This is a genomic window from Lachnospiraceae bacterium oral taxon 500 (assembly GCA_002999035.1).
GTDB lineage: Bacteria > Bacillota > Clostridia > Lachnospirales > Vallitaleaceae > W11650.
In genome coordinates this window covers 2,743,945-2,764,494 of the sequence record CP027241.1, presented here as the reverse complement: position 1 = coordinate 2,764,494, position 20,550 = coordinate 2,743,945, and the positions used below count along the sequence as shown (strand labels likewise).

At 48.0% G+C, this 20,550-nt stretch carries 17 protein-coding genes and 1 other RNA gene; all 18 read left to right on the top strand.

The window, feature by feature from the left end; genetic code table 11:
• Positions 1-19: 19 nt before the first annotated feature.
• The 18 genes from C3V36_12555 (at position 20) to C3V36_12470 (ending at position 20,450) form a co-directional block, all read left to right on the top strand.
• Positions 20-1,345, top strand: coding sequence for a 6-phospho-alpha-glucosidase (locus C3V36_12555; protein ID AVM69997.1), 1,326 nt, complete (start codon positions 20-22; stop codon positions 1,343-1,345).
• A 492-nt stretch (positions 1,346-1,837) separates the two neighbouring features.
• Positions 1,838-3,199, top strand: coding sequence for a branched-chain amino acid transport system II carrier protein (gene brnQ / locus C3V36_12550; GenBank protein AVM69996.1), 1,362 nt, complete (start codon positions 1,838-1,840; stop codon positions 3,197-3,199).
• A 242-nt stretch (positions 3,200-3,441) separates the two neighbouring features.
• Positions 3,442-4,173: a hypothetical protein gene (locus C3V36_12545; GenBank protein ID AVM69995.1), complete on the top strand. Its 732-nt coding sequence runs from the start codon at positions 3,442-3,444 to the stop codon at positions 4,171-4,173.
• A 141-nt stretch (positions 4,174-4,314) separates the two neighbouring features.
• Positions 4,315-4,626, top strand: a complete 312-nt coding sequence (locus C3V36_12540) for a hypothetical protein (GenBank protein ID AVM69994.1) — start codon at positions 4,315-4,317, stop codon at positions 4,624-4,626.
• 3 nt (positions 4,627-4,629) lie between these two features.
• Entirely contained in the window at positions 4,630-5,703 is a 1,074-nt protein-coding gene (locus C3V36_12535; protein ID AVM69993.1) for a hypothetical protein, read from the top strand.
• Positions 5,693-7,603 carry a V-type ATP synthase subunit I gene (locus C3V36_12530; GenBank protein ID AVM69992.1) on the top strand — a complete coding sequence of 637 codons (1,911 nt, stop codon included), beginning with the start codon at positions 5,693-5,695 and terminating at the stop codon, positions 7,601-7,603. Before C3V36_12535 ends, C3V36_12530 begins: the two co-directional genes overlap by 11 nt.
• 100 nt (positions 7,604-7,703) lie before the next feature.
• Positions 7,704-8,123: an ATPase gene (locus C3V36_12525; GenBank protein AVM69991.1), complete on the top strand. Its 420-nt coding sequence runs from the start codon at positions 7,704-7,706 to the stop codon at positions 8,121-8,123.
• 48 nt (positions 8,124-8,171) lie between these two features.
• Positions 8,172-8,480 (top strand): ATP synthase subunit F, encoded by a 309-nt coding sequence (locus C3V36_12520; GenBank protein ID AVM69990.1) that lies wholly within the window; start codon positions 8,172-8,174, stop codon positions 8,478-8,480.
• Positions 8,481-8,490: 10 nt separating this feature from the next.
• Positions 8,491-9,105, top strand: a complete 615-nt coding sequence (locus C3V36_12515) for a hypothetical protein (GenBank protein AVM69989.1) — start codon at positions 8,491-8,493, stop codon at positions 9,103-9,105.
• A gap of 12 nt (positions 9,106-9,117) precedes the next feature.
• Positions 9,118-10,908, top strand: coding sequence for a V-type ATP synthase subunit A (locus tag C3V36_12510; protein AVM69988.1), 1,791 nt, complete (start codon positions 9,118-9,120; stop codon positions 10,906-10,908).
• The gene (locus C3V36_12505; protein ID AVM69987.1) at positions 10,905-12,359 is read left to right on the top strand and encodes a V-type ATP synthase subunit B; all 1,455 of its coding nucleotides are present in this window, start codon (positions 10,905-10,907) and stop codon (positions 12,357-12,359) included. Before C3V36_12510 ends, C3V36_12505 begins: the two co-directional genes overlap by 4 nt.
• A gap of 11 nt (positions 12,360-12,370) precedes the next feature.
• Positions 12,371-12,988: a V-type ATP synthase subunit D gene (locus tag C3V36_12500; protein ID AVM69986.1), complete on the top strand. Its 618-nt coding sequence runs from the start codon at positions 12,371-12,373 to the stop codon at positions 12,986-12,988.
• Positions 12,989-12,998: 10 nt separating this feature from the next.
• Positions 12,999-14,237, top strand: a complete 1,239-nt coding sequence (locus C3V36_12495; protein ID AVM70553.1) for an MFS transporter — start codon at positions 12,999-13,001, stop codon at positions 14,235-14,237.
• Between the two features lie 228 nt (positions 14,238-14,465).
• Positions 14,466-14,727, top strand: an RNA gene (gene ffs / locus C3V36_12490) — signal recognition particle sRNA large type.
• A gap of 24 nt (positions 14,728-14,751) precedes the next feature.
• On the top strand, positions 14,752-16,350 hold the full coding sequence (locus tag C3V36_12485) for a DNA polymerase III subunit gamma/tau (GenBank protein ID AVM69985.1): 1,599 nt from the start codon (positions 14,752-14,754) through the stop codon (positions 16,348-16,350).
• A 544-nt stretch (positions 16,351-16,894) separates the two neighbouring features.
• Entirely contained in the window at positions 16,895-17,746 is an 852-nt protein-coding gene (locus C3V36_12480; GenBank protein AVM69984.1) for a MurR/RpiR family transcriptional regulator, read from the top strand.
• 163 nt (positions 17,747-17,909) lie between these two features.
• Positions 17,910-18,830 carry an N-acetylmuramic acid 6-phosphate etherase gene (murQ, locus tag C3V36_12475; GenBank protein AVM69983.1) on the top strand — a complete coding sequence of 307 codons (921 nt, stop codon included), beginning with the start codon at positions 17,910-17,912 and terminating at the stop codon, positions 18,828-18,830.
• 198 nt (positions 18,831-19,028) lie between these two features.
• Positions 19,029-20,450 (top strand): PTS glucose transporter subunit IIB, encoded by a 1,422-nt coding sequence (locus C3V36_12470; GenBank protein AVM69982.1) that lies wholly within the window; start codon positions 19,029-19,031, stop codon positions 20,448-20,450.
• The last annotated feature ends 100 nt before the right edge of the window (positions 20,451-20,550 follow it).

Sequence of the window (20,550 nt, the reverse complement as noted above, 5' to 3'; positions counted from 1 at the left end):
ATTTTAGAAAGAAGGAGAAATTATGCGAAAACCAAATATTATTACGGTTTCCGGAGCGGGCAGTGCTCGGACGCCGGCGCTAATCGGAACATTGATGCAAAGAAAGGACCGGTTCCCGTTAAAGAAAATTATTTTTTTTGATAAGGATATGTCCCGGTTTCAAAAGATTCAGGACTATGTCCTGCTACTGCTGAAAAACCTTTCGCCGGAAACGGAAGTGATCGTGACCGATGACATCCATGAGGCGTACCGTGATACCGAATATGTCTTTTGCCAGATGCGGGTCGGTAAAAACGACATGCGCTCGCTGGATGAGAAAGTGCCGCTTAAGTACGGTTTGATCGGTCAGGAAACTTGCGGTCCAGGTGGTTTTGCTTATGGCATGCGCTCGATCCGAGACATGGTAGAAATGGTCGAGGTAGTGCGCAGCTATTCCAAGGACACGTGGATTTTGAATTACACCAATCCGGCGGCGATCGTGGCAGTGGCTATGGATTATAAGTTCCCGAATGATAAACGGATTATTAATATGTGCGATCAGCCCTATTCAATGATGGTGTCCTTTGCCAAGATCCTGGGAGTGCCGTCACAGGATTTACGAGCCAAATATTTTGGCCTCAATCATTTCGGCTGGTTTACGGACTTATATGATAAAAACGGCAAGAATTATTTTGAACAGCTGTATCAAAGCATTAGTCAGAATGGTTTCCGGCCATATAATGCTGAACAGCGGACCAAATCGTGGTTAGATACCTATGAAAGAGTCAACAAAGTGATGAAGGTATCGGATCACTATATTCCGAACACCTATTTGGAATACTATTTCTTGCAGGAAGAAATCGTGGCGGAGTCGGATATTAACTATACCCGGGCCGATGAAGCCAAGCAGACTAGGGAAAAAGAAGTGTGGGATACCTGCGCTACGGCGGTCGGCAAGACCGATTTAGAAGGAATCGAGATTCTAACCAGTCCGGTATTTGGCGCGATGATGATGGAAGTGGCCGAATCGATCGCCTATGACTTAAATAATGAGTTCGTCTTAATGACTAAGAACGACGGCGTTATCCCGAACTTTAACCCGGAGGCGATAGTGGAAGTATCCGGTAAGCTCGGCAAGGACGGCGTAGTGCCGGATCCGTATCCAGCGATTCCGGTCTTTTACAAGGGTCTGATGGAAAATCAATACGCATATGAGCGACTGACTACCGAGGCGTATTTTGAGCAAAGCTATAGCAAAGCCCTGCAGGCGCTGACGCTGAATCGAACGGTCAATACTTTAGCCAAGGCGGAGGCTGTGCTGCCGGATCTGATGGAATGCAACAAAGATTTCTGGGAACTGCATTAAAAAAAACTGCTAAAAAAGCGGATTAAAAAAATAAAAATTTCTCTTGACATTTTTAGGCTTATGAGGTAGACTAAGACAAATCAAATAAAACATTGCCGATTATAGAGAACGAGTAAAGGTCATGGATTTTATCAGAGAGGCAGCGGTTGGTGTGAGCTGCTAAAAGACAGATTTTGAAAATCATCTCTTAGGTTCATTCTGAAAAGCAAATTAGGAATTGACGGATTGGTCTCACGTTATAGAGAAACAGCGTTGTCAGACGCGAGAGAGCGCCAATGAAAATTGGAAAAAAGGTGGTACCGCGATAATTCGTCCTTTGTATTGAAAGATACAAAGGACTTTTTAATTGTCAAAATCGCGGTTTCTCTGAAATAATCTCTGATTTGACAAAAACCGTGCCCCGGCATGCGAGCAGCGTTTCGGCGGCAAACGAAACGGTATGAAAAGAAGAAAAAAGTTTAACTACAATCAGAAAAGGAGAAAAAGAAAAAAATGAAAGAAAAATTAACCGTTAAACAGTATTTGCTGGTCAGTACCTTATTATTTGGTATGTTTTTCGGAGCCGGCAACTTAATCGTTCCGCCGATGACCGGGAAAATGGCCGGCAGCAATGTTTGGCTGACGATGGTATTCTTTTGCGTAACGGCAGTGGTGCTGCCGGTGATGGGTGTGATTGCAGTGGCGAAATCCGGCGGTCTGAAGAATCTGGCGGCCAGAGTGGACGGCAAGTTTGCGGCTGTTTTTACGGCGGCGATTTATTTATCGATCGGGCCGGCGCTCGGCATTCCGCGGGCCGGCAGTGTGCCGTTTGAAATGGCGATTAAGCCCTATCTGCCGGCGGCGCTGACCGATCTTCCCGGCTTATCGGCGCGGCTTCCGCTGCTGGTTTATACCTTAATTTTCTTTGGTGTGGCTTACTGGCTGTCGCTGACCCCCAGCAAGTTAGTGGAAAGAATGGGAAAGGTGATTACTCCGGCGCTGCTGACTTTGATGGCGGTTTTATTTATTGTTTCGCTGTCCAAGGGAATGCCGCAGTTGGGGCAGCCCTTGTCGGAGGACTATTCGGCGCATCCCAGCCTGACCGGCTTTATTGACGGCTATATGACGATGGATACGATTGCCGCTCTTAATTTCGGTTTGGTGGTTTCTATGGTTATTCAGGGGCTTCATATTAAGGATGAGAAAAAAATGGTAAGCACGACCATCAAAGCCGGGACTTTGTCCGGCGTACTGTTAGCGGTTATTTATTTCTTACTGGCCTATTTAGGCGCATCCAGTGCCGGTATGTTTGCCGATACCGAAAATGGGGCACAAATTTTGGGCCGGGTGTCGATGCATCTGTTAGGCACCGGCGGAACACTCCTGCAGGGCGCGATCTTTACTCTGGCTTGCCTTACCACCTGCGTGGGCTTAATTACTTCCTCGGGCAAGTATTTTACCACATTAAGCACCAAATTATCCTATAAAAGCTGGGTAACAATCTGGACGGTGTTAAGTTTTATCTTTGCTAATATTGGTTTAAATGCTATTTTGAGCTACAATGTGACACTGCTTTTCGTTCTTTACCCGGTGTCGATTGTCCTGATTCTTCTGGCGCTGACCGATCGTTTTGTTGAGTCGAATCCGTTGATTTACCGGGCAACGATTTATACTACGCTGGTTATCAGCGCGGTTGAATCGCTGGATAAGGTATTGGGCGTTAAGCTGCCGGTGCTGCAGAGCGTTTTCTCGCAGTTGCCTTTATATGACCGGCAGCTGAGCTGGGTACTGCCGGCGGTGATTGCCCTGACGGTTACCTTTAGCCTGAAATTAGTCGGCGTGGGCAGCCGGGTGCGGGAACAGGAAAGGTTATAAAAGTTATAAAAGTTTGAATCAAGGCTAAAGGTCGGATTGAAAAAAAATAAAAAATATGTTAAAGTAAATGGACGGAACTTTCCCTTGTTCCGGCGGACAGGGGAAAGTGACAGACTTTAACATATTTTTTTATTTTTATAGGCAAAAATTGGCCGAGTGTCCGATCAGCGGCCGCAGGAAAGTTGTCTGCGCCCAGGAAAACGGCGGCAGCCGGATTGAGGTGAACCGTGACGGAAAGAGATATGCTGCAAAATTACAGCAAATTAACGGAAATAGAAAAGAAAATTTTCCATTACATTGTGGAAAATGTGAAAGGAATTCAAAGCCAAACGGCCAAGGAGATTGCCGAACGGAACTTCGTGTCTAAAACAACGGTCATTAACGTTGCCAAGAAATGTGGTTTTCAGGGCTTTTCTAATTTTAAATATTATTTGCTTTATCATCAGGGGGCGGCAAAGCCGGCCGATGATTTCTTGTCGGCCTCGAAAAAATTACAGGAAGAAGTGGACAGAACTTTTTTCCTGACCGATGAAAAGACTCTGGAGGAAGCGGCTCAAGCTATTTTAAACAGCCGCTTGATTTATATTTTCGGCGTGGGCTTATCCGGCCAGATTGCCGCCATGCTGGAAAATCTGCTGCTCAAACAAGGGGTGAAAGCCCTGTTTGTTCGGGACGGCAACAATATCGCTACGATTGCTGACAGCGGACTCGCTGAGGATGCGGTTATTTTGCTGTCGCTGTCGGGGCGGACGGAAAAGATGGTGGAGATGGCTAAAAAGGCTAAAATAAAAGGAATGCAACTAATCAGCATCACTGCCTTTACCGATAATGAGATTCAGGCGATGGCTGATATCCGACTTTATTCTTATGCCGGTATTTCCGATACCAGGACGAATGATACGCTGCCCCGTTTGGGCATGCACCTGATCATTTGTCTGCTGTCGGAAAAGCTGAAGGAACTTCGACAAAAATAATAAAATCAGCAGCGAAAGACACCGGTTTATACTGAAAAATAGATAAGGTATAAATTGGCTTTTTTGTTATAAATCCCATAGCCGGACTTGACCGGAAGAAAGGACAGGACTATAATACAAAGAAAAGGAGAGCAGACCGCTATGGAAGAAGTAATTAAAAAAATCATACAAATCGAAGAAGAAGCGGCGGAAATGGAAAAAGACGCCAATGAAAAAATCCGGCAGAAGAAATTGGAGCAGGAAAAAACCCTGGAGCATCTGCGCCAGAACTTAAAGCGCAAAGCCGCCGACAAGGTTGTCACCCTGCATGAATGGGGAATGAAAGAAACTGACGAAGAAATCGCCAGACAAAAAATTGTTTTGGATAAGCGGCTGGCGGCACTGGATGCGATTGAAAAAGAAAAAGCCAAAGACTGGCAGGATGCTTTGTTTGCTGAAATCACAAAGGAGTAGAAAATGGCGGGGATGTATGAGTATAATCATGCCGGAGCCAAGATCAAGGCGATGAAGGCGGGGCTCCTTCAGCAGGAGGATTATGAACGTTTAATCCGAATGCCGAGTGTACAGGAAGCGGCTTTGTACCTGAAAAGTTCGACCTGTTACCGGGAAGCGCTGAAAGACTTGCGGGAGGACAATATTCATCGCGGACATTTGGAGATTTTGCTGTACCGCTCAATGGCGGAGGATGCGGATAAAATTTCGCATTATGTTTCCGGCTATGAAAAAGAGCTGTTTTATCATATTTATACCGATCGCGAAATTGAGGACATCAAAAGGATGCTCCGCTTTTTGCGGCTGGGGCGGCCGCTGACGGAAATGGATACCGAGACGCTGTTTCGGGATCAGCGCAGTCAGGTTGATTTTGAAAAATGTCTGGCAGCCAAAACCGAGGCAGAACTGATTGAGGGTTTAAAAGCAACGATTTATTATCCGCCGCTGAAAGCGCTGCTGTCGGAGAAGGGAACGCTGCCGATTTTTGATGCGGAAATGACTTTGGATTATTACGGCGATTTGGAGATTATTCGGCGGATTCAAAACTTTAAAATGCAGGCGGCGGAGGGGCTGGCGATGAAAATGTTCGGCAGTCGTTTTGATTATCGCAATATTTTATATATTTACCGTGGCCGTCGCTATTATAACCTGCCCAAGGAAATCCTGTACCGTTATTTGGTGCCGCTGTATTACCGCATTTCAAAGCAGGAGATTCAGGACATGATTGAGGCGGCAACAGTAGAGGATGTGGTTCGGATTGCCGACCAGTCGTTTTACGGCCGAATTTTTGACTTGCGCCGGAAAGGACGGGGGCTGGCTTTTCAGCGGTTTATGAGAAAAGAATGGCTCCACCTGATGAACGCGCATCCCTTTGGGCTGGCCTCTATTTTAGGGTATCTTTTGCTCAAAGAAATTGAAATCAGAGATATCACGGTTATTATTGAAGGCATTCGCTACTCGGTCATCAGCAGCATGGATTTGACGAAAGAAATCGCATTTCCATTAAGCGGGAAGGAGGGAGAGAGCAGTGGCCATTGAAAAAATGCATTTTATGAGCATCGTCGGATTGCTGCATGAGCTGGATGATTTTGTGCTGTCCAGTATCGTGCCCTTTGACGTTCAGTTAGTCGATGCTTATGAAACTTTGGATTCGCTTAAGGGGATTCAAAAGTTTTCCGAGGAAAACAAATATGAAAAGCTGATTGTCCGGATCAAAGAACTGGCTAAAGTCAGCGGCACACAGTTTGAATATGATGCGCTCAAGGCCAGAAAAGCCGCGACCATAGAGGAGATGAGCGCTCGAATCAAAGAACTGGAGGATTCGGTTAAAAACTTGACAGAAAAGCAGAATGCGCTGCGGGAAGAGAAAGAGCAGCAGCAGAAGCTGATTCGGCAATTAACACCGTTAGACAGCTTTCCGGTTGAGGTCAATAAACTGTTTCACTTTAAATATATTAAGTTTCGTTATGGTAAAATGCCGACCGCCAGCTATGTTAAGCTGAGGGAATACAGCGATAACTTAGATGTTATCGTTTACCGGGTCAGTCAGGCTGAGGACTTTTCCTATGTTATGTATTTTACGCCTCTGGCACAGCAGCTCAATATGGACAGCTTGTTTACATCTCTTTCCTTTGAACGGATTCGGATTTCCGATGATGTCAGCGGTAAGTCGCATGACATGATGGAGAACTTAAAGGCTCGGGTAGCCGAGATTGAGACGGAGCTGGCGGCGCTGGAAAAAGAAAGCCTGCAGTATACGCAGTCCTATTTGCCGGAACTGGAGCAGTATTATCATTATTTGGTTCGGCTAAACGGCGTATTTGACGTCAGACATTATGCCGTTCATACCGATAAGGCTTTTTATCTGGCGGGCTGGATTCCGGATCGCCAAATTAAGCGGTTTCAGGCCAATGTTAAGATTACGCCGGAGCTGTCTTATGTGATTGAAGATGAAAGCGCCGTCCGCCAGAAACCGCCGACCAGGCTGAATAATCCGGGATTTTTTCAGCCCTTTGAAACGGTGGTTAAAATGTATGGCGTGCCGGCTTATGAGGAAACCGACCCGACCATTTTTGTCGGCATCACCTATATGCTGTTGTTCGGTATGATGTTCGGTGATGTCGGTCAGGGATTGGTGATTGCGCTGGCCGGGTATTTGCTGAGCCGCCGCAAGGGCATGGAAGCGGCTAAACTGCTGGCCTATTTTGGGGTCATGTCGATGATTTTCGGTGTTTTTTACGGCTCGGTGTTCGGCAATGAAGAACTGCTGCGCCATTATCTGCCGTTTATTCCGATGATTGACCCGATGGCGGTTAAAATGCAGTTGCTGGGCGTTTCCGTGGTTTTCGGAATTGGCTTGCTGCTGATAGCGATGCTGATTAATTTATATAATCTATGGAAAAATAAAGATATGGGGCGATTTTTGTTTGATAAAAACGGAATTGCCGGTTTGGTTCTGTATGTGGCGATTTTGTACCTGATTTTAGCAACGGTCTTAAAACAGGCAGTTCCGATTTGGCTGATTGGCGGGCTGATTGTGGTTTCAATGCTGGTGCTGTTCTTTTCCGAGCGGCTGGCGCAGGGGCTAAACCGGAAAAGACATTTAGCCGAAGCAGACGGCCATACGCCGTCCGGCATAGAGTCGTTTTTTGAACTGGTCGAAATCCTGCTGGCGGTTTTTTCCAATACGATTTCTTTCGTGCGGGTTGGGGCGTTTGCGCTTAACCATGTCGGCTTTTTCCTGGCTTTTCATCAGTTGTCGCATATGGTCGGCGGGGCCGGCTCGGTGGCGGTCATGGTTTTCGGCAATATCCTGATTATTGTGCTGGAGGGCTTGATTGTCGGAATTCAGGGCTTGCGGCTGGAATATTATGAATTATTCAGCCGGTTCTATAAGGGGGACGGCAAGGAGTTTAAGCCGTTTCAGATTCGGGATTGACGATGGATTTGCAGCGTGGGCGGGAGAGTTCACTAAAAGAATAAAAACAAAGCCAAGGAGTTTGGCGCAGCTTTTACAATGATGATAAAGGAGAAAAATGATGGGATTTGTTTTAGCAGTATCAATGGTTTTGATTGTGTTGACGATTATGGTTGGCTTAAAGGCGATTAAAAATGAAATTGCCGGCAAAAAAGTGAAAACATTTTTGGGCTTGAATATGCTCAGCTTTTTCGGCTTGCTGATTGGAACGACGATTCTTTTATTCAGCGGCTCGAATGTCTTTGCGGCCGAGGCGGCAGCGACTGCGGCAGCAGCAGATGGCCTGAAGTATGTGGGCGCAGGGCTTTCGACCGGTCTTTCCTGTATCGGTACCGGAATTGCCGTGGCTTCCTCGGCATCGGCGGCCATTGGCGCAATCAGTGAGGATTCTTCGCTTTTGGGTAAGACTGTTATTTTCGTCGGTTTGGCTGAGGGAATTGCAATTTATGGTTTGATTATTTCAATCATGATTTTAAGCTAAGGATTTTGTTCCGGCAGAAAACGGATAAGAAAGGGAATCAAAGACGTTATGAAGATGTATCTAATAGCGGATAATGTCGATACGGAAGCCGGCATGCGGTTGGCCGGAGTGGAAGGTGTGGTTCTGCATGAGCGGGAGGAAGTGCTGACGGCGCTGACGAAGGTTTTGCAGAACCAGGAAACCGGCGTGTTGCTGGTAACCGAAAAAATTGCCGGCCTGATTCCGGAAGAGATCAGAGAGATCAAGATGAACCGCCGGGTTCCTTTGATTGTTACGATTCCGGATCGGCACGGCAGCAGCCGGGCCAAGGATTCGATCACACAATATATCAGAGAAGCAATTGGTTTGAAAATTTGAGGGAAAATAAATGTTAGAATTATCGGAAAAATTAAAAAAGTTTTCGGCGGAAGTACTAGGGGAAGCGGCAGAATCCACCCAGAAGCAATGGGAAATGTTTTTGGAAGAGCAGAAAAAGGATTATGACCGAAAAGAAACCGAGTATTTGGAAGATGGCTATACGGCGATTCAGGCGGGACTAAAAAAACTGGAAAAAGACAAAAACAGTCGTTTATCAAAAGCATTGATGGAAAATCATCAGCGGGTTCTGCAAAGAAGAATGGAAATTGTTGATCAGATATTTGCGAAATTAGAGCAGCAGCTGGCCGATTTTACTCAAACCGAAGAATATTTAGAGCTCCTCAGAGGCAGAATCCGGCGGACAATCGAATATCTGGGTGCAGGGAAGAAAAAGATTATCCTGACCGAAGCCGACAGGGAGCGGTGGCCGCAGCTGGCGGATGAGTTTGCCGAAGTGGTTTTGGAAACGGAAAAACGGCAGACCAAAAGCGGTATGATCGGCGGCTGTCAAGGGTATCAGGAAGATGGAAATGTTTTTTACGATGATTCGTTTGCCGGCCAGATACAGGAGCAGCGTGAGCACTTTCTGCAGGGGATGGCAGCGGAATTGAAAATAATAGAGTAAGGTGGTGGCAATATGGAGCAAAAAGCGGTAATTTCCGGCATCAATGGGCCGGTGGTCAAGGCGGCCGGGGCGGCGGCATTTCAGATGCTGGAAATGGTGCATGTCGGAAACAGCCGGTTAATCGGGGAAGTCATCGGCATCAGCCGGGATTATTGTACCATTCAGGTTTATGAAGAAACCTCCGGCTTAACGATCGGCGAGCCGGTCTACCCGACCGGAGAACCGCTCAGTCTGACGCTGGGGCCGGGGATTGTCGGACAGGTATTTGACGGGATTGAGCGGCCGCTGGAAATGCTGAGAGCAGAGTTCGGCAATTTTATCGGCCGGGGCAGTGAAATTTTTAATCTGGATAAAAATAAGGAATGGCCGGTGCAAATCACGGTGCAGGCTGGTCAGGAACTAAACGGCGGCGAGGTTTACGCCATTGTGCAGGAAACAGAGCTGGTCAGTCATAAAATCATGCTGCATCCGGATAAGAGCGGCCGGGTAGTGGAAATTATTGAGCAGCCGACCTATAAGGTTTTAGATCCGGTGATTCGCCTGCAAAATGCTTTCGGCCAAATTGAAGAGCTTAATTTGGTGCAGTATTGGCCGGTTCGTAAGCCCAGGCCTTTTCAGCTCAGAAAATCTTTGGAAAAGCCGTTAATTACCGGGCAGAGAATTATTGATACCTTCTTTCCGATTGCCAAGGGCGGAACGGCTTCGATTCCCGGCGGATTCGGAACCGGTAAGACGATGACCCAGCATCAGCTGGCTAAGTGGTCGGATGCCGATATCATTGTTTATATCGGCTGCGGCGAGCGGGGCAATGAAATTACCGAGGTGCTGGAGGACTTTCCCAAGCTGATTGACCCCAAATCCGGTAAATCGCTGATGGAGAGGACAGTCCTTATTGCCAATACTTCCAATATGCCGGTGGCGGCCAGAGAAGCATCGATTTATACCGGGATTACGATTGCCGAGTATTATCGGGATATGGGTTATCATGTAGCAATTATGGCGGATTCGACCTCGCGCTGGGCCGAGGCGCTTCGGGAAATTTCCGGACGGCTGGAGGAAATGCCGGCCGAAGAAGGTTTCCCTCCATATCTGCCGTCGCGTTTATCACAGTTTTATGAAAGAGCCGGCTATGTTGTCAGTTTAAACGGTGAAGAAGGCTCCGTTAGTATTATCGGGGCAGTCAGTCCGCAGGGCGGTGACTTCAGTGAACCGGTCACGCAAAACACCAAGCGTTTTATCCGCTGCTTTTGGGCACTTGACCGGGCCTTAGCTTATGCCCGCCACTATCCGGCCATTCAATGGCTGGAGAGTTACAGCGAATATGCACCGGACTTGGAAGAATGGTTTGACCGGAATGTGGATCCGGATTTTTATGCCGATCGGCGGGAAGCGATGGCGCTGCTGCAGGAAGAAAACAATTTAATGGAAATCGTCAAGCTGATTGGTGCTGATGTTTTGCCGGAAAACCAAAAATTAGTGCTGGAGATTACCAAGCTCATTCGTCTTGGCTTTTTGCAGCAAAATGCGTTTCATGATGTTGATACTTTCGTGCCGCTGATCAAGCAGTTTAAAATGCTGCAGACGATTTTATATCTGTACCGGAAAGCCCGGCAGCTGGTTGCTTTTAATGTTCCGGTTTCCCGCCTGCGGCAGACGGGGATATTTGATCAGGTTGTTAAAATGAGATACAATATTGACAACAACTCAACCGAACCTTTTGACCGGCTGAAGGAGCAAATCGACAGCTTTTATCAGGAAGTCGCCGACAGCTATAAGGGTTTTGAAAGGATGGAAATAAAATGAGCGTTGAATATTTAGGCGTGAAAGAAGTCAACGGTTCCCTGATGGTAGTCGAGGGAATGAAAGGTGCTTCTTTTGAGGAAATCGTCAGGATTACGCTGGAAAGCGGAGAAACCCGAACCGGAAAAATCATTCAAATGGATGAGGACCGGGCGGTGATTCAGGTTTTTGAAAGTACACAGGGGATTTCCGGTGTTAACGTTCGCACCAGACTGACCGGCGGCGTGTTAAAGCTGCCCGTATCAAAAGAGCTTTTGGGCCGGACGCTGGACGGCATCGGCCGGCCGATTGACGGATTGGGCGAGATCCGGGCAACTGAGGCGTGGGACGTTAACGGCGCACCGATTAATCCGATTGCCCGTCAGTATCCGCGTAACTTTGTCCAGACCGGAATTTCAACGATTGACGGCTTGACCACGCTGATTCGCGGTCAAAAGCTGCCGGTTTTTTCCGGCAATGGTCTGCCGCATGACCGGCTGGCCGTGCAGATTGCCAATCAAGCGCAAATCGGCAGCAAGGGGCGGATTATTTTCAGTAAAGAAGATGATTTGCCGAATATGGTCAATGGGCAGGACGATTTTGCCATTGTTTTTGCCGCGATGGGTGTCAAAAATGATGTAGCGGATTTCTTTAAGCGCAGCTTTCAGGAAAGCGGCGTTTTGCAAAAGGTGGTAATGTTTTTGAACCTGGCCAACGACCCGGTGATTGAGCGGGTGGTGACGCCGCGCTGTGCGTTAACGGCAGCGGAATACTTGGCGTTTGAATGCGATATGCATGTGCTGGTCATTTTAACCGATATGACATCTTACTGCGAAGCAATTCGGGAAATTTCCTCGTCGAAAGGCGAAATCCCTTCCCGGAAAGGTTTTCCCGGTTATCTGTATTCGGATTTGGCGATGCTTTATGAAAGAGCTGGTATGATTCAGGGCAAAAAGGGCTCGATTACCCAGATTCCGATTTTAACCATGCCCAATGACGACATTACGCACCCGATTCCCGATTTGACCGGTTATATTACCGAGGGGCAAATCGTATTGGATCGTTCTCTGCACCAAAAGGGTATTTATCCGCCGATTTTAGTGCTGCCCTCGCTGTCACGGCTGATGAAAGACGGCATTGGCGAAGGCTATACCCGAAAAGACCACAGCGGTGTAGCCAATCAGTTGTTTGCTGCCTACGCCCATGTGCAGGAGGTCAAGGCGCTGGCCTCGGTTATCGGGGAAGAAGAACTGTCGCCGCTGGATAAGCTCTATATGATTTTCGGCCAGCAGTTTGAGGAGCGTTTTGTTGCCCAGAAGTTTGATGAGGACCGGATGATCGATACGACTTTGGATTTGGGCTGGGAGCTGCTCAGTATTTTGCCCAGAGAGGAATTGACCAGAGTGGATGAGGAACTCGTTAACAGCTATTATCAGGAGCGGATTCGGGAAAAATACGAATCGGCAGCTCGTTAGGCAGGTAAAAGATGGATAGTTCTTTATTTCCGACCAAAGGAAATTATATATTGGCCAAATCAAGATTGGCGTTGTCCCGGCAGGGCTATGAACTGCTGGATAAAAAACGGAATATCTTGGTGCGGGAAGTGATGTCCATGCTTGACCAGGTTGAGGCGATTCAAAAGGATATGGACGATATTTTCGGCGAGGCTTATTTAGCTTTGCAGGAGGCGAATATCCGGCTGGGCATCAATACCGTCAGCCAAATCAGTCAGGCGATTGCGCCCGAGGAAAATGTTCAGATTGAGAGCAAATCCATTATGGGAGTGGAAATCCCGATTTTAAACCAATTAGATTCCGATTTGATTCCGCAGTATGGAATCGGTAAGACGGAATGTTCGCTCGATGAGGCGTATTTGCAGTTTTCCAAGGTCAAGCGGCTGACGCTGAAATTGGCCGAGATTGAAAATGCTATCTATCGGCTGGCGTTTTCGATTAAGCAGACGCAGAAACGGGCAAACGCTTTAAAAAATATCATGATTCCCAAGTATGAGAAGCTGACCAAGGATATTGCCACTGCTTTAGAGGAAAAAGAAAGGGAAGAGTTCAGCCGGTTAAAGATGATCAAACTGACAAAACAGGGGTAATATGCGAAAAATGAAATTGGAAAAAAAGAGATGGTTCATATTGGCGGCTTCCTGCCTGATTAATTTATGTATTGGTTCTTTGTACGCCTGGAGCGTATTTGCCGGGCCGATGGCCGCGCATATCAGTCAGGCGCAGGGGCTGGCCGGCGATCAGCAGCTGACGGCGGCGGCGCTGGCGGTGGTGTTTACCGTAGCCAACGCAGTCGGGCCGGTGACGATGATTGGCGGCGGTTTTATCAATGATTCTTTGGGCCCGCGCTGGGGGATTCTGCTGGGCGGCCTGCTGTTTGGCGGCGGCATGTTTTTCAGCGGCTTTGTCGGCAGCTTAGGAATGCTGACGGTGGCTTACGGCTTAGGCTGCGGCTTGGGCATGGGCTGCGTTTATACTTGTACGATTAACAATTCGGTTAAGCTGTTTCCCGATAAACGCGGTCTTATCGGCGGGATTGCAACAGCCACCTATGGATTGAGTTCGGTCATTATTCCGCCGGTTGCTCAGAAACTGATTGTCGGCGGCGGTGTTCTGTCGGCGTTTCGGATTTTGGGTGCGGTGTTTACGGTGATTATTATCCTGTGCTCTTTTTTGATTGAAAAAGCACCGCGGGACTTTGTGACGGCCGGTATGGTCGGGCCAAAAACGCAGGCGGCGGCCGGCGGTCAGGATAAAAACTGGCGGCAGATGCTAAGTCAAAGCTCTTTTTATGTGATGTTTTTAATGCTGATGTGCGGAGCCTTTTCCGGGCTGATGATTATTTCGCAGGCATCACCGATGGCACAGAAAATGATTGGCATGGAACCGGAACATGCGGCCGTTGCCGTCAGTTTGCTGGCGCTTTTTAACGCCATGGGTCGGGTGCTGGCCGGCTATTTGTCGGATAAACTCGGCCGGATTCAGGTGATTCGGATTGTCTTTTTGATTTCGATTGTCGGCCTGTTTTTACTAACGGTCAGTGGACTGGGGCAAACGCTGCTGTTTATGGCCGGGGTATCGATTGCCGGTATCTGTTTCGGGGCTTTTATGGGTGTGTTTCCCGGTTTTACGGCTGACCGTTTCGGGGCCAGATATAACAGTGTCAATTACGGCATTATGTTTGTCGGTTTTGCTTTGGCCGGAACGCTTGGGCCTTTGGCCGCCGGCCGGATTGTACTGGCCACCGGCAGCTATCAGATGGCCTTTGTGGCGGCCGGCGTGCTCGGCCTGTTAGGCTTTGCCATGACCTTTGTCTATCGCCGGATTACCAAAGCATAGCGGCTTAGGCAGGGATAAATATTTATTGGCTGGCCGTTTGTACTTGTAATTTGCTGATCTTTTAGCGTATTCCCCGGCTTGTCTGGGTGCAAGCCGGGAAAAACAGGATTTTCCGAAAAATAATTGACTTTTTCGGAAAAACAGGATATACTACTAATACTGTTCTGAAGGAAATAGCTTGAGAACATAAATAAGGAATTGGAGGGCTTGCCCTTTGATAAAAAGTTTCCACACAGCCGGGGAGGTAGCGGCGCCCTGAACCTGCAATCCGCTATAGCAGGGGTGATATTGAACAGAGGCTTGGCTTTGTGAAGCAGCCTTGGGGCAATGGTGTTGAGAGTTTGGTCCTACGCAATGGAAATCTGTGAATCGTGTCAGATCTTGACGGAAGCAGCACTAAGCAGAAACTTTCATGTGCCGTGGGGTAGCCGGATTTGAGCCGTTAATCCAAGAAGCGTTCGGAAAGGCATTGTCGACGGGATATGTGTGGATTTTTCATTTTGAGGAGGAAATCATGGCATACACCGCGCTTTACCGAAAACTCAGACCGCAGACCTTTGCCGAAGTAATCGGTCAGGAAGCAATTGTTCAGACTTTAAAAAATCAGGTGCGTTCCGGCCGGTTAAGCCATGCTTATTTATTTACCGGCACCAGGGGTACCGGTAAGACTTCGACCGCCAAAATATTTGCTCGGGCGGTGAATTGCCTGAATCCGCAGGACGGCGAACCCTGCAATCAATGCGAAAACTGCCGCCGGGATTTGGAAGGCCGGGACTTGAACATCATGGAGATTGATGCTGCCAGCAACAACGGCGTTGATAATATCCGCGAACTGCGCGAGGACGTTCGCTACCAGCCGGCCGGCGCCCGCTATAAAATTTATATCATTGACGAGGTGCATATGCTGTCTACGGGAGCGTTCAATGCTCTGCTAAAGACTTTGGAAGAGCCGCCGGCGCATGCCATGTTTATTTTGGCGACGACCGATCCGCACAAGGTACCGGATACGATTTTATCCCGCTGTCAGCGCTATGATTTTCGAAGGATTGCTGGCGGTGATATTCAAATGGTATTGCAGACCTATTTAAATAAGGAAGGAATTGCGTTTGAAGAAAAAGCGCTCCGTTTTATTGCTAAAACCGCGGATGGAGCACTGCGCGATGCGCATTCGATTTTGGATCGCTGTCTGGCTTTTTATCTGGGCGAAGAATTGACTTTGGAGAAAGTGCTGCGCTTGCTCGGAGCGGTTGACAGCGGCGTTTATGAAAAAATCACGGCGCATTTGCTGAAAAAGGAAATTACGGCGCTGCTGACGGAAACCGATGAGATGCTGATGCAGGGCCGGGATTTGCAGCAGCTGGTACTGGGGGAAATCAGCTATTTACGCGATCTTTTGATTGTCAAGACCATGCCTCAGCCGGGAAAACTGCTGGATTTGGCGGAGGAAAATCTGCTGGCTTTGCGGGCGGCGGCGGAACTGTGTACGGAAGACTTTTTGATGTATATCATCAAGTCATTATCGCAGTTGGAAGCCGATATGCGCTATGAAAGCAATAAGCGGATATTGCTGGAACTGGAATGGATTAAGCTGTGCCGGCCGGAAGTGGATCAAAGCGAGGCCAATATCCTGCGGCGGTTGACGGAGGTTGAAAACCGTCTGGCTGAGGGGCCGGTGCATTCGGCCGAGCCGGCACGGCGGCCGGCGGAAAAAGGCGGCGAACCGGTGAAAGCCCAGCCGACGCTGCCGCCGATTGAAACAGCTGCCTTTCCGGAGGATATCAAAGCGGTCATCGCGGCCTGGCCGGGGCTGCATTTTGCCCTGAATCCGTTTGTTGATATTGCTCTGGAAAAAGCTATGCCTTTTTATGCCGAAGCAGGCGGCGGCACGCTGCTGATTGTAATTGACAGCAGCGCCGGCGCGGATTATATTGAAAAAAGCGAGTATAAGGAGCGGATAGCGGAGTTTTTGGCGGAAAAGTTTCAAAAAAACTTTAATTTGCAGATTATTTCCGTTCAGGAATATGAAAACCGGCATAAACGAGGGGCGCAGGAACTGAAAAATGCAGTAGCCGACCTCCGCCGCAACATTGACTTTGAAATAGAAATGAGGTGATCACAGTTCAGGCAAGCAGGTGCTTATGGTTGATTGCCGGGGAGAGCAAGCTCTCCGGAGGCATATCAACCATAAGCACCTATTTGCGGAACGCAAACATGAGCAATTCGTCGATAAAGTGGAATTGCAATTCATTTCAACGAATTGCGAATGGCTTGCCTGAACTGTAGTTGCAGCAGATGTTGTGGCTGCTATGCCGGGGAGAGCTTGCTCTCCCTTGTCGTGGCATGGATAAATATCTATTTGCGGAACGCAGACACCGATAATTCGCGCAAGCGAATTATCGGTGCAGCTTGCCTGAACTGTGATTACAGCAGATGTTGTTGTTGATTGCCGGGGAGAGCGTGCTCAAACCTGTATCCAAGGAGGCGGTACGGAACGGTTATAAATTTGTATAATATTGCTAAAATAGAGAAGTGGTATCTCTTGTTTTTGTGGAGATACCACAATTTTTATACCAAAGAATGAAACAAAAATCCAGATACAAGCAATAGGATTGACATTAAAGTTTTATGCACTATAATGAAAATGAAAGGGAAAGTTTATGAAAAGTTTATTTCTACTTTTACAAAATTATTTACGGCAGGCCACGGAAGCGGAAAAGGAAATCCTGCAATATTGGCTGGAGCATCCTGAGCAAAGCAGTCGTTTCAATGTCCGGGAGTTGGCGGCGGAAACTTATACCTCACCGTCCTCTATTATCCGGCTGTGTCAAAAACTGGACTTTAAAGGCTATAAAGAGTTGAGAGCAGAACTGATTTATGAAACGGCGCTCAGAAAAAAGGAAGAGCAGCGGGAAGTGGAAGACTTAACCAAAGAGGACAGCCTGGAAGCGATTATTGAAAAAATCAGTTTGCGTAATATTACGTCGTTAAAGAGTACGGCTCAAAATCTGAATCCTAAGGATTTAAGCGATTGTGTGGATTTGCTGGAAAAAGCCAGAGTGGTTCATTTGTTTGGACTGGGCACTTCGCTGTTAGCGGCCAGAGATTTGAGTTTAAAGCTGGTTCGGATTAACCGGCTGTGCATGATTCAGGATGAATGGCATGTCCAGCTTCTGATGGCGAAAAATATTACGGCCCAGGATGTGGCGATTTTGTTCAGCTATTCCGGCATGACCAATGAAATGATTCAATGCGCCCGGCTGATTAAGGAATCGGGGGCAAAGCTGATCAGCGTCTGTGGTTTTGAAAAATCAACCATTGCCAAGATGGCGGATTATAATTTGCCGGTTGTTACCAATGAGCATATTTTTCGGAGCGGAGCAATGAGCTCGCGGATTGCCCAGCTGAATGTGGTTGATATTTTATTTACGGCTTTTATTAACCGCAATTTTGAGGCCTCCCTGCAGCAAGTCAGCAAGACTCATATTTTAAAAGAAGATGAAAGGGTATAAGGGGCAGAAGGTGAAAATTCAGGATAAAGCTGCCTGCAAAGAGGTGTAAGACTTTTTGACGGCTGCGGGCAGACTGCAAGAGGTAAAAAGTCGAAGTAATCCGATATCATCGGGGGAAAACTTATAAAAGGAAAAAATAAGATATTCGGAAAGGAGCGGAAAAATGATTGATTTATCACAAATGACGACCGAGCGGCAAAATCCGGATACCAAAAACTTGGATCAGATGACGCCGTTAGAGCTGGTCACCGTGATCAATCGGGAGGATGAACAAGTAACCACAGCAATTCGCCGGATTTTACCGGAGATTGCCAAAACAGTGGAAATAACAACGGCCTGCCTGAAAAACGGCGGTCGGCTGATTTATTTGGGCGCAGGTACCAGCGGCCGGCTGGGCGTATTGGATGCGGTGGAATGCCCACCGACGTTTGGAACCGATCCGGGGCTGGTCATCGGTTTGATTGCCGGCGGAGAAAAGGCCTTTGTCAAAGCGGTTGAGGGCGCGGAGGACAGCCAGACTCTGGCGGCTGAGGACTTAAAGGCCCTGCACTTAAGCGCCAAGGATATGGTAATCGGTCTGGCGGCCAGCGGTCGGACGCCGTATGTGATTTATGGCCTGGAGTATGCCAGAAAGATCGGCTGCCCCACGGCGGCCATTGTCTGTAACAGCGGTTCAAGTATGGCCGGAGCGGCGGATATTGTGATGGAGGCAGTGGTAGGGCCCGAGGTTTTGACCGGCTCGACCCGGCTCAAGGCCGGCAGCGCCCAGAAAATGATTTTAAATATGATTTCCACCGGTTCTATGGTTGGTATCGGCAAGGTTTACCAAAATTATATGGTGGATTTAAAAAGAACCAATGAAAAATTAGTGACCCGTTCCGAGAACATTGTCATGGCTACCACGGGCTGCGGCCGGGAAGAGGCAAAAGCGGCGCTGGATGAGGCGGAGGGCAGTGTTAAACTGGCGATTACCGCGGTTTTATCCAGGTCCGATACCCGCCAGGCAGCTGCTTATTTGGAACAGGCGGGCGGCTATGTGCGGCGGGCATTGGAACTGGCAGCGGAGGAACAAAAGAACAAATAATCCGGTTATTCCCGGTTTATCCGGCGGCTCAGTTTGATTATCGGCAATGCGGTGCAGTTGGTTTCGCTGTTTGCTCACCGCCAGAAGACGCATTTTGCGGACTGCTGAAACTTTAGCGAAAGACCGAATAAGAAAAACGATGCCGGCCGGAATAGGAAGCCGGATTGTAAATAAAGTTATCTAAAAGGAGGAGTAAGCATGAGCAACAAAGAATTAGCGGTAAAAATTGTTGAACTTACCGGCGGTGCGGAAAACATAGGTTCTTTAACCAACTGCATGACCAGAATGAGAGTCACGGTCAAAGACAGCGCGAAGGTTTCGGTCGATCAGATCAAAGGTTTGGACGGTGTTTTGGGATTGGTCAGCGAGGGCAATTATTACCAGATCGTTTTAGGCCCCGGCAAAGCGAAAAAGGTAACGGACGAAGCGGCGGAGGCTTTTCACTTAAAAAGAGATGCGGAGGTAACAGAAGTAACCGAGGATTGGCAGGCCAATAAGCAGGCAATCAAGGCCGGTCAAAAAGCCAGCGGTTTTAAGAAAGCAATCAATACCATTGCCAATATTTTTATTCCGCTGATTCCGGCAATTATTGCAGCCGGACTGTTCTATGGTCTGGGTTCATTGATCGGAACGCTCAATACCGAAAAAAATCAAATGTGGGAAGGCGTCCGGCTGTTCTTTACTTTGATCAGCGGTGCGTTTTTGGGCTATCTGGTCATTTATACCGGTATTAACGCAGCCAAACAATTTGGCGCGACCGAGGGCTTAGGCGGTATGATTGGTGCGATTACTATCGGTGCCAATATTCAGGGATTATCCAAAATGCTGGGGCTTTTCAATGAGGATGTGCCGTTAAAATCGACTTTGACCACCGGTAAGGGCGGTATCATTGGCGTGATTATCGGTGTATGGCTGTTGTCAAAAATTGAAAAAGCTTTGCGCAAGCGGATTCCGGATGTGCTGGATTTGATTGTAACGCCGTTTTTGACTTTACTGATTACCGGTCTGATTTATGTGTTTATCGTTATGCCGGTGGCCGGATATTTTTCCGACGGTTTGATTTATGTCCTCAGTTTTATCATTAATTCTTCCAATCCAGTAGTCAGCGTTATCAGCGGCTATGTTTTATCGGCTGTCTTTTTACCGATGGTACTGTTGGGCTTACATCACGGTTTGATTCCGATTTATGCGGTTCAGCTTGAGCAGCTGGGCGGCGTATCTCTGTTCCCGGTACTGGCCATGGCCGGAGCCGGTCAGGTTGGCGCAGCTATCTCGATTTATCTGAAAGCGAAAAAGACAGGCAATGCCAGACTGCAAAAGGTTGTTACCGGTGCTTTGCCGGCCGGCTTTTTGGGTGTGGGCGAACCGCTGATTTACGGCGTTACCTTACCGATGTTTAAGCCTTTCTTTACGGCTGGTTTGGGAGCGGGCTTTGGCGGCGCGTATGTAATGCTGACCGGAGTTATGGCTAACGCCTGGGGACCGTCCGGCTTAGTTGCTACGGCTGTCATGAAACCGGAATGTATGATTAATTATGTTATCGGCTTAGTTATTGCTTATATCGGCGGTTTTGTTATTACTCATTTGGTAATTAAAGACGAAGAGGTAAAGAACGTTTAGTCAGCTTTTAAGACAGGCAACCGGTCAGCAGCAGGTATTCTGCGGCCATGAGAAGGGGTCACTCCGCTTTCCCGCGGCAGCGCCATCTGGGTGGGAACAG

What these genes read in the sequence shown, in the direction of transcription:
- brnQ (AVM69996.1), top strand. Translation starts at nt 1,838, where the DNA reads ATGAAAGAAAAATTAACCGTTAAACAGTATTTGCTGGTCAGTACCTTA.
- C3V36_12545 (AVM69995.1), top strand. Translation starts at nt 3,442, where the DNA reads ATGCTGCAAAATTACAGCAAATTAACGGAAATAGAAAAGAAAATTTTC.
- C3V36_12540 (AVM69994.1), top strand. Translation starts at nt 4,315, where the DNA reads ATGGAAGAAGTAATTAAAAAAATCATACAAATCGAAGAAGAAGCGGCG.
- C3V36_12535 (AVM69993.1), top strand. Translation starts at nt 4,630, where the DNA reads ATGGCGGGGATGTATGAGTATAATCATGCCGGAGCCAAGATCAAGGCG.
- C3V36_12525 (AVM69991.1), top strand. Translation starts at nt 7,704, where the DNA reads ATGGGATTTGTTTTAGCAGTATCAATGGTTTTGATTGTGTTGACGATT.
- C3V36_12520 (AVM69990.1), top strand. Translation starts at nt 8,172, where the DNA reads ATGAAGATGTATCTAATAGCGGATAATGTCGATACGGAAGCCGGCATG.
- C3V36_12515 (AVM69989.1), top strand. Translation starts at nt 8,491, where the DNA reads ATGTTAGAATTATCGGAAAAATTAAAAAAGTTTTCGGCGGAAGTACTA.
- C3V36_12510 (AVM69988.1), top strand. Translation starts at nt 9,118, where the DNA reads ATGGAGCAAAAAGCGGTAATTTCCGGCATCAATGGGCCGGTGGTCAAG.
- C3V36_12505 (AVM69987.1), top strand. Translation starts at nt 10,905, where the DNA reads ATGAGCGTTGAATATTTAGGCGTGAAAGAAGTCAACGGTTCCCTGATG.
- C3V36_12500 (AVM69986.1), top strand. Translation starts at nt 12,371, where the DNA reads ATGGATAGTTCTTTATTTCCGACCAAAGGAAATTATATATTGGCCAAA.
- C3V36_12495 (AVM70553.1), top strand. Translation starts at nt 12,999, where the DNA reads ATGAAATTGGAAAAAAAGAGATGGTTCATATTGGCGGCTTCCTGCCTG.
- C3V36_12485 (AVM69985.1), top strand. Translation starts at nt 14,752, where the DNA reads ATGGCATACACCGCGCTTTACCGAAAACTCAGACCGCAGACCTTTGCC.
- C3V36_12480 (AVM69984.1), top strand. Translation starts at nt 16,895, where the DNA reads ATGAAAAGTTTATTTCTACTTTTACAAAATTATTTACGGCAGGCCACG.
- murQ (AVM69983.1), top strand. Translation starts at nt 17,910, where the DNA reads ATGATTGATTTATCACAAATGACGACCGAGCGGCAAAATCCGGATACC.
- C3V36_12470 (AVM69982.1), top strand. Translation starts at nt 19,029, where the DNA reads ATGAGCAACAAAGAATTAGCGGTAAAAATTGTTGAACTTACCGGCGGT.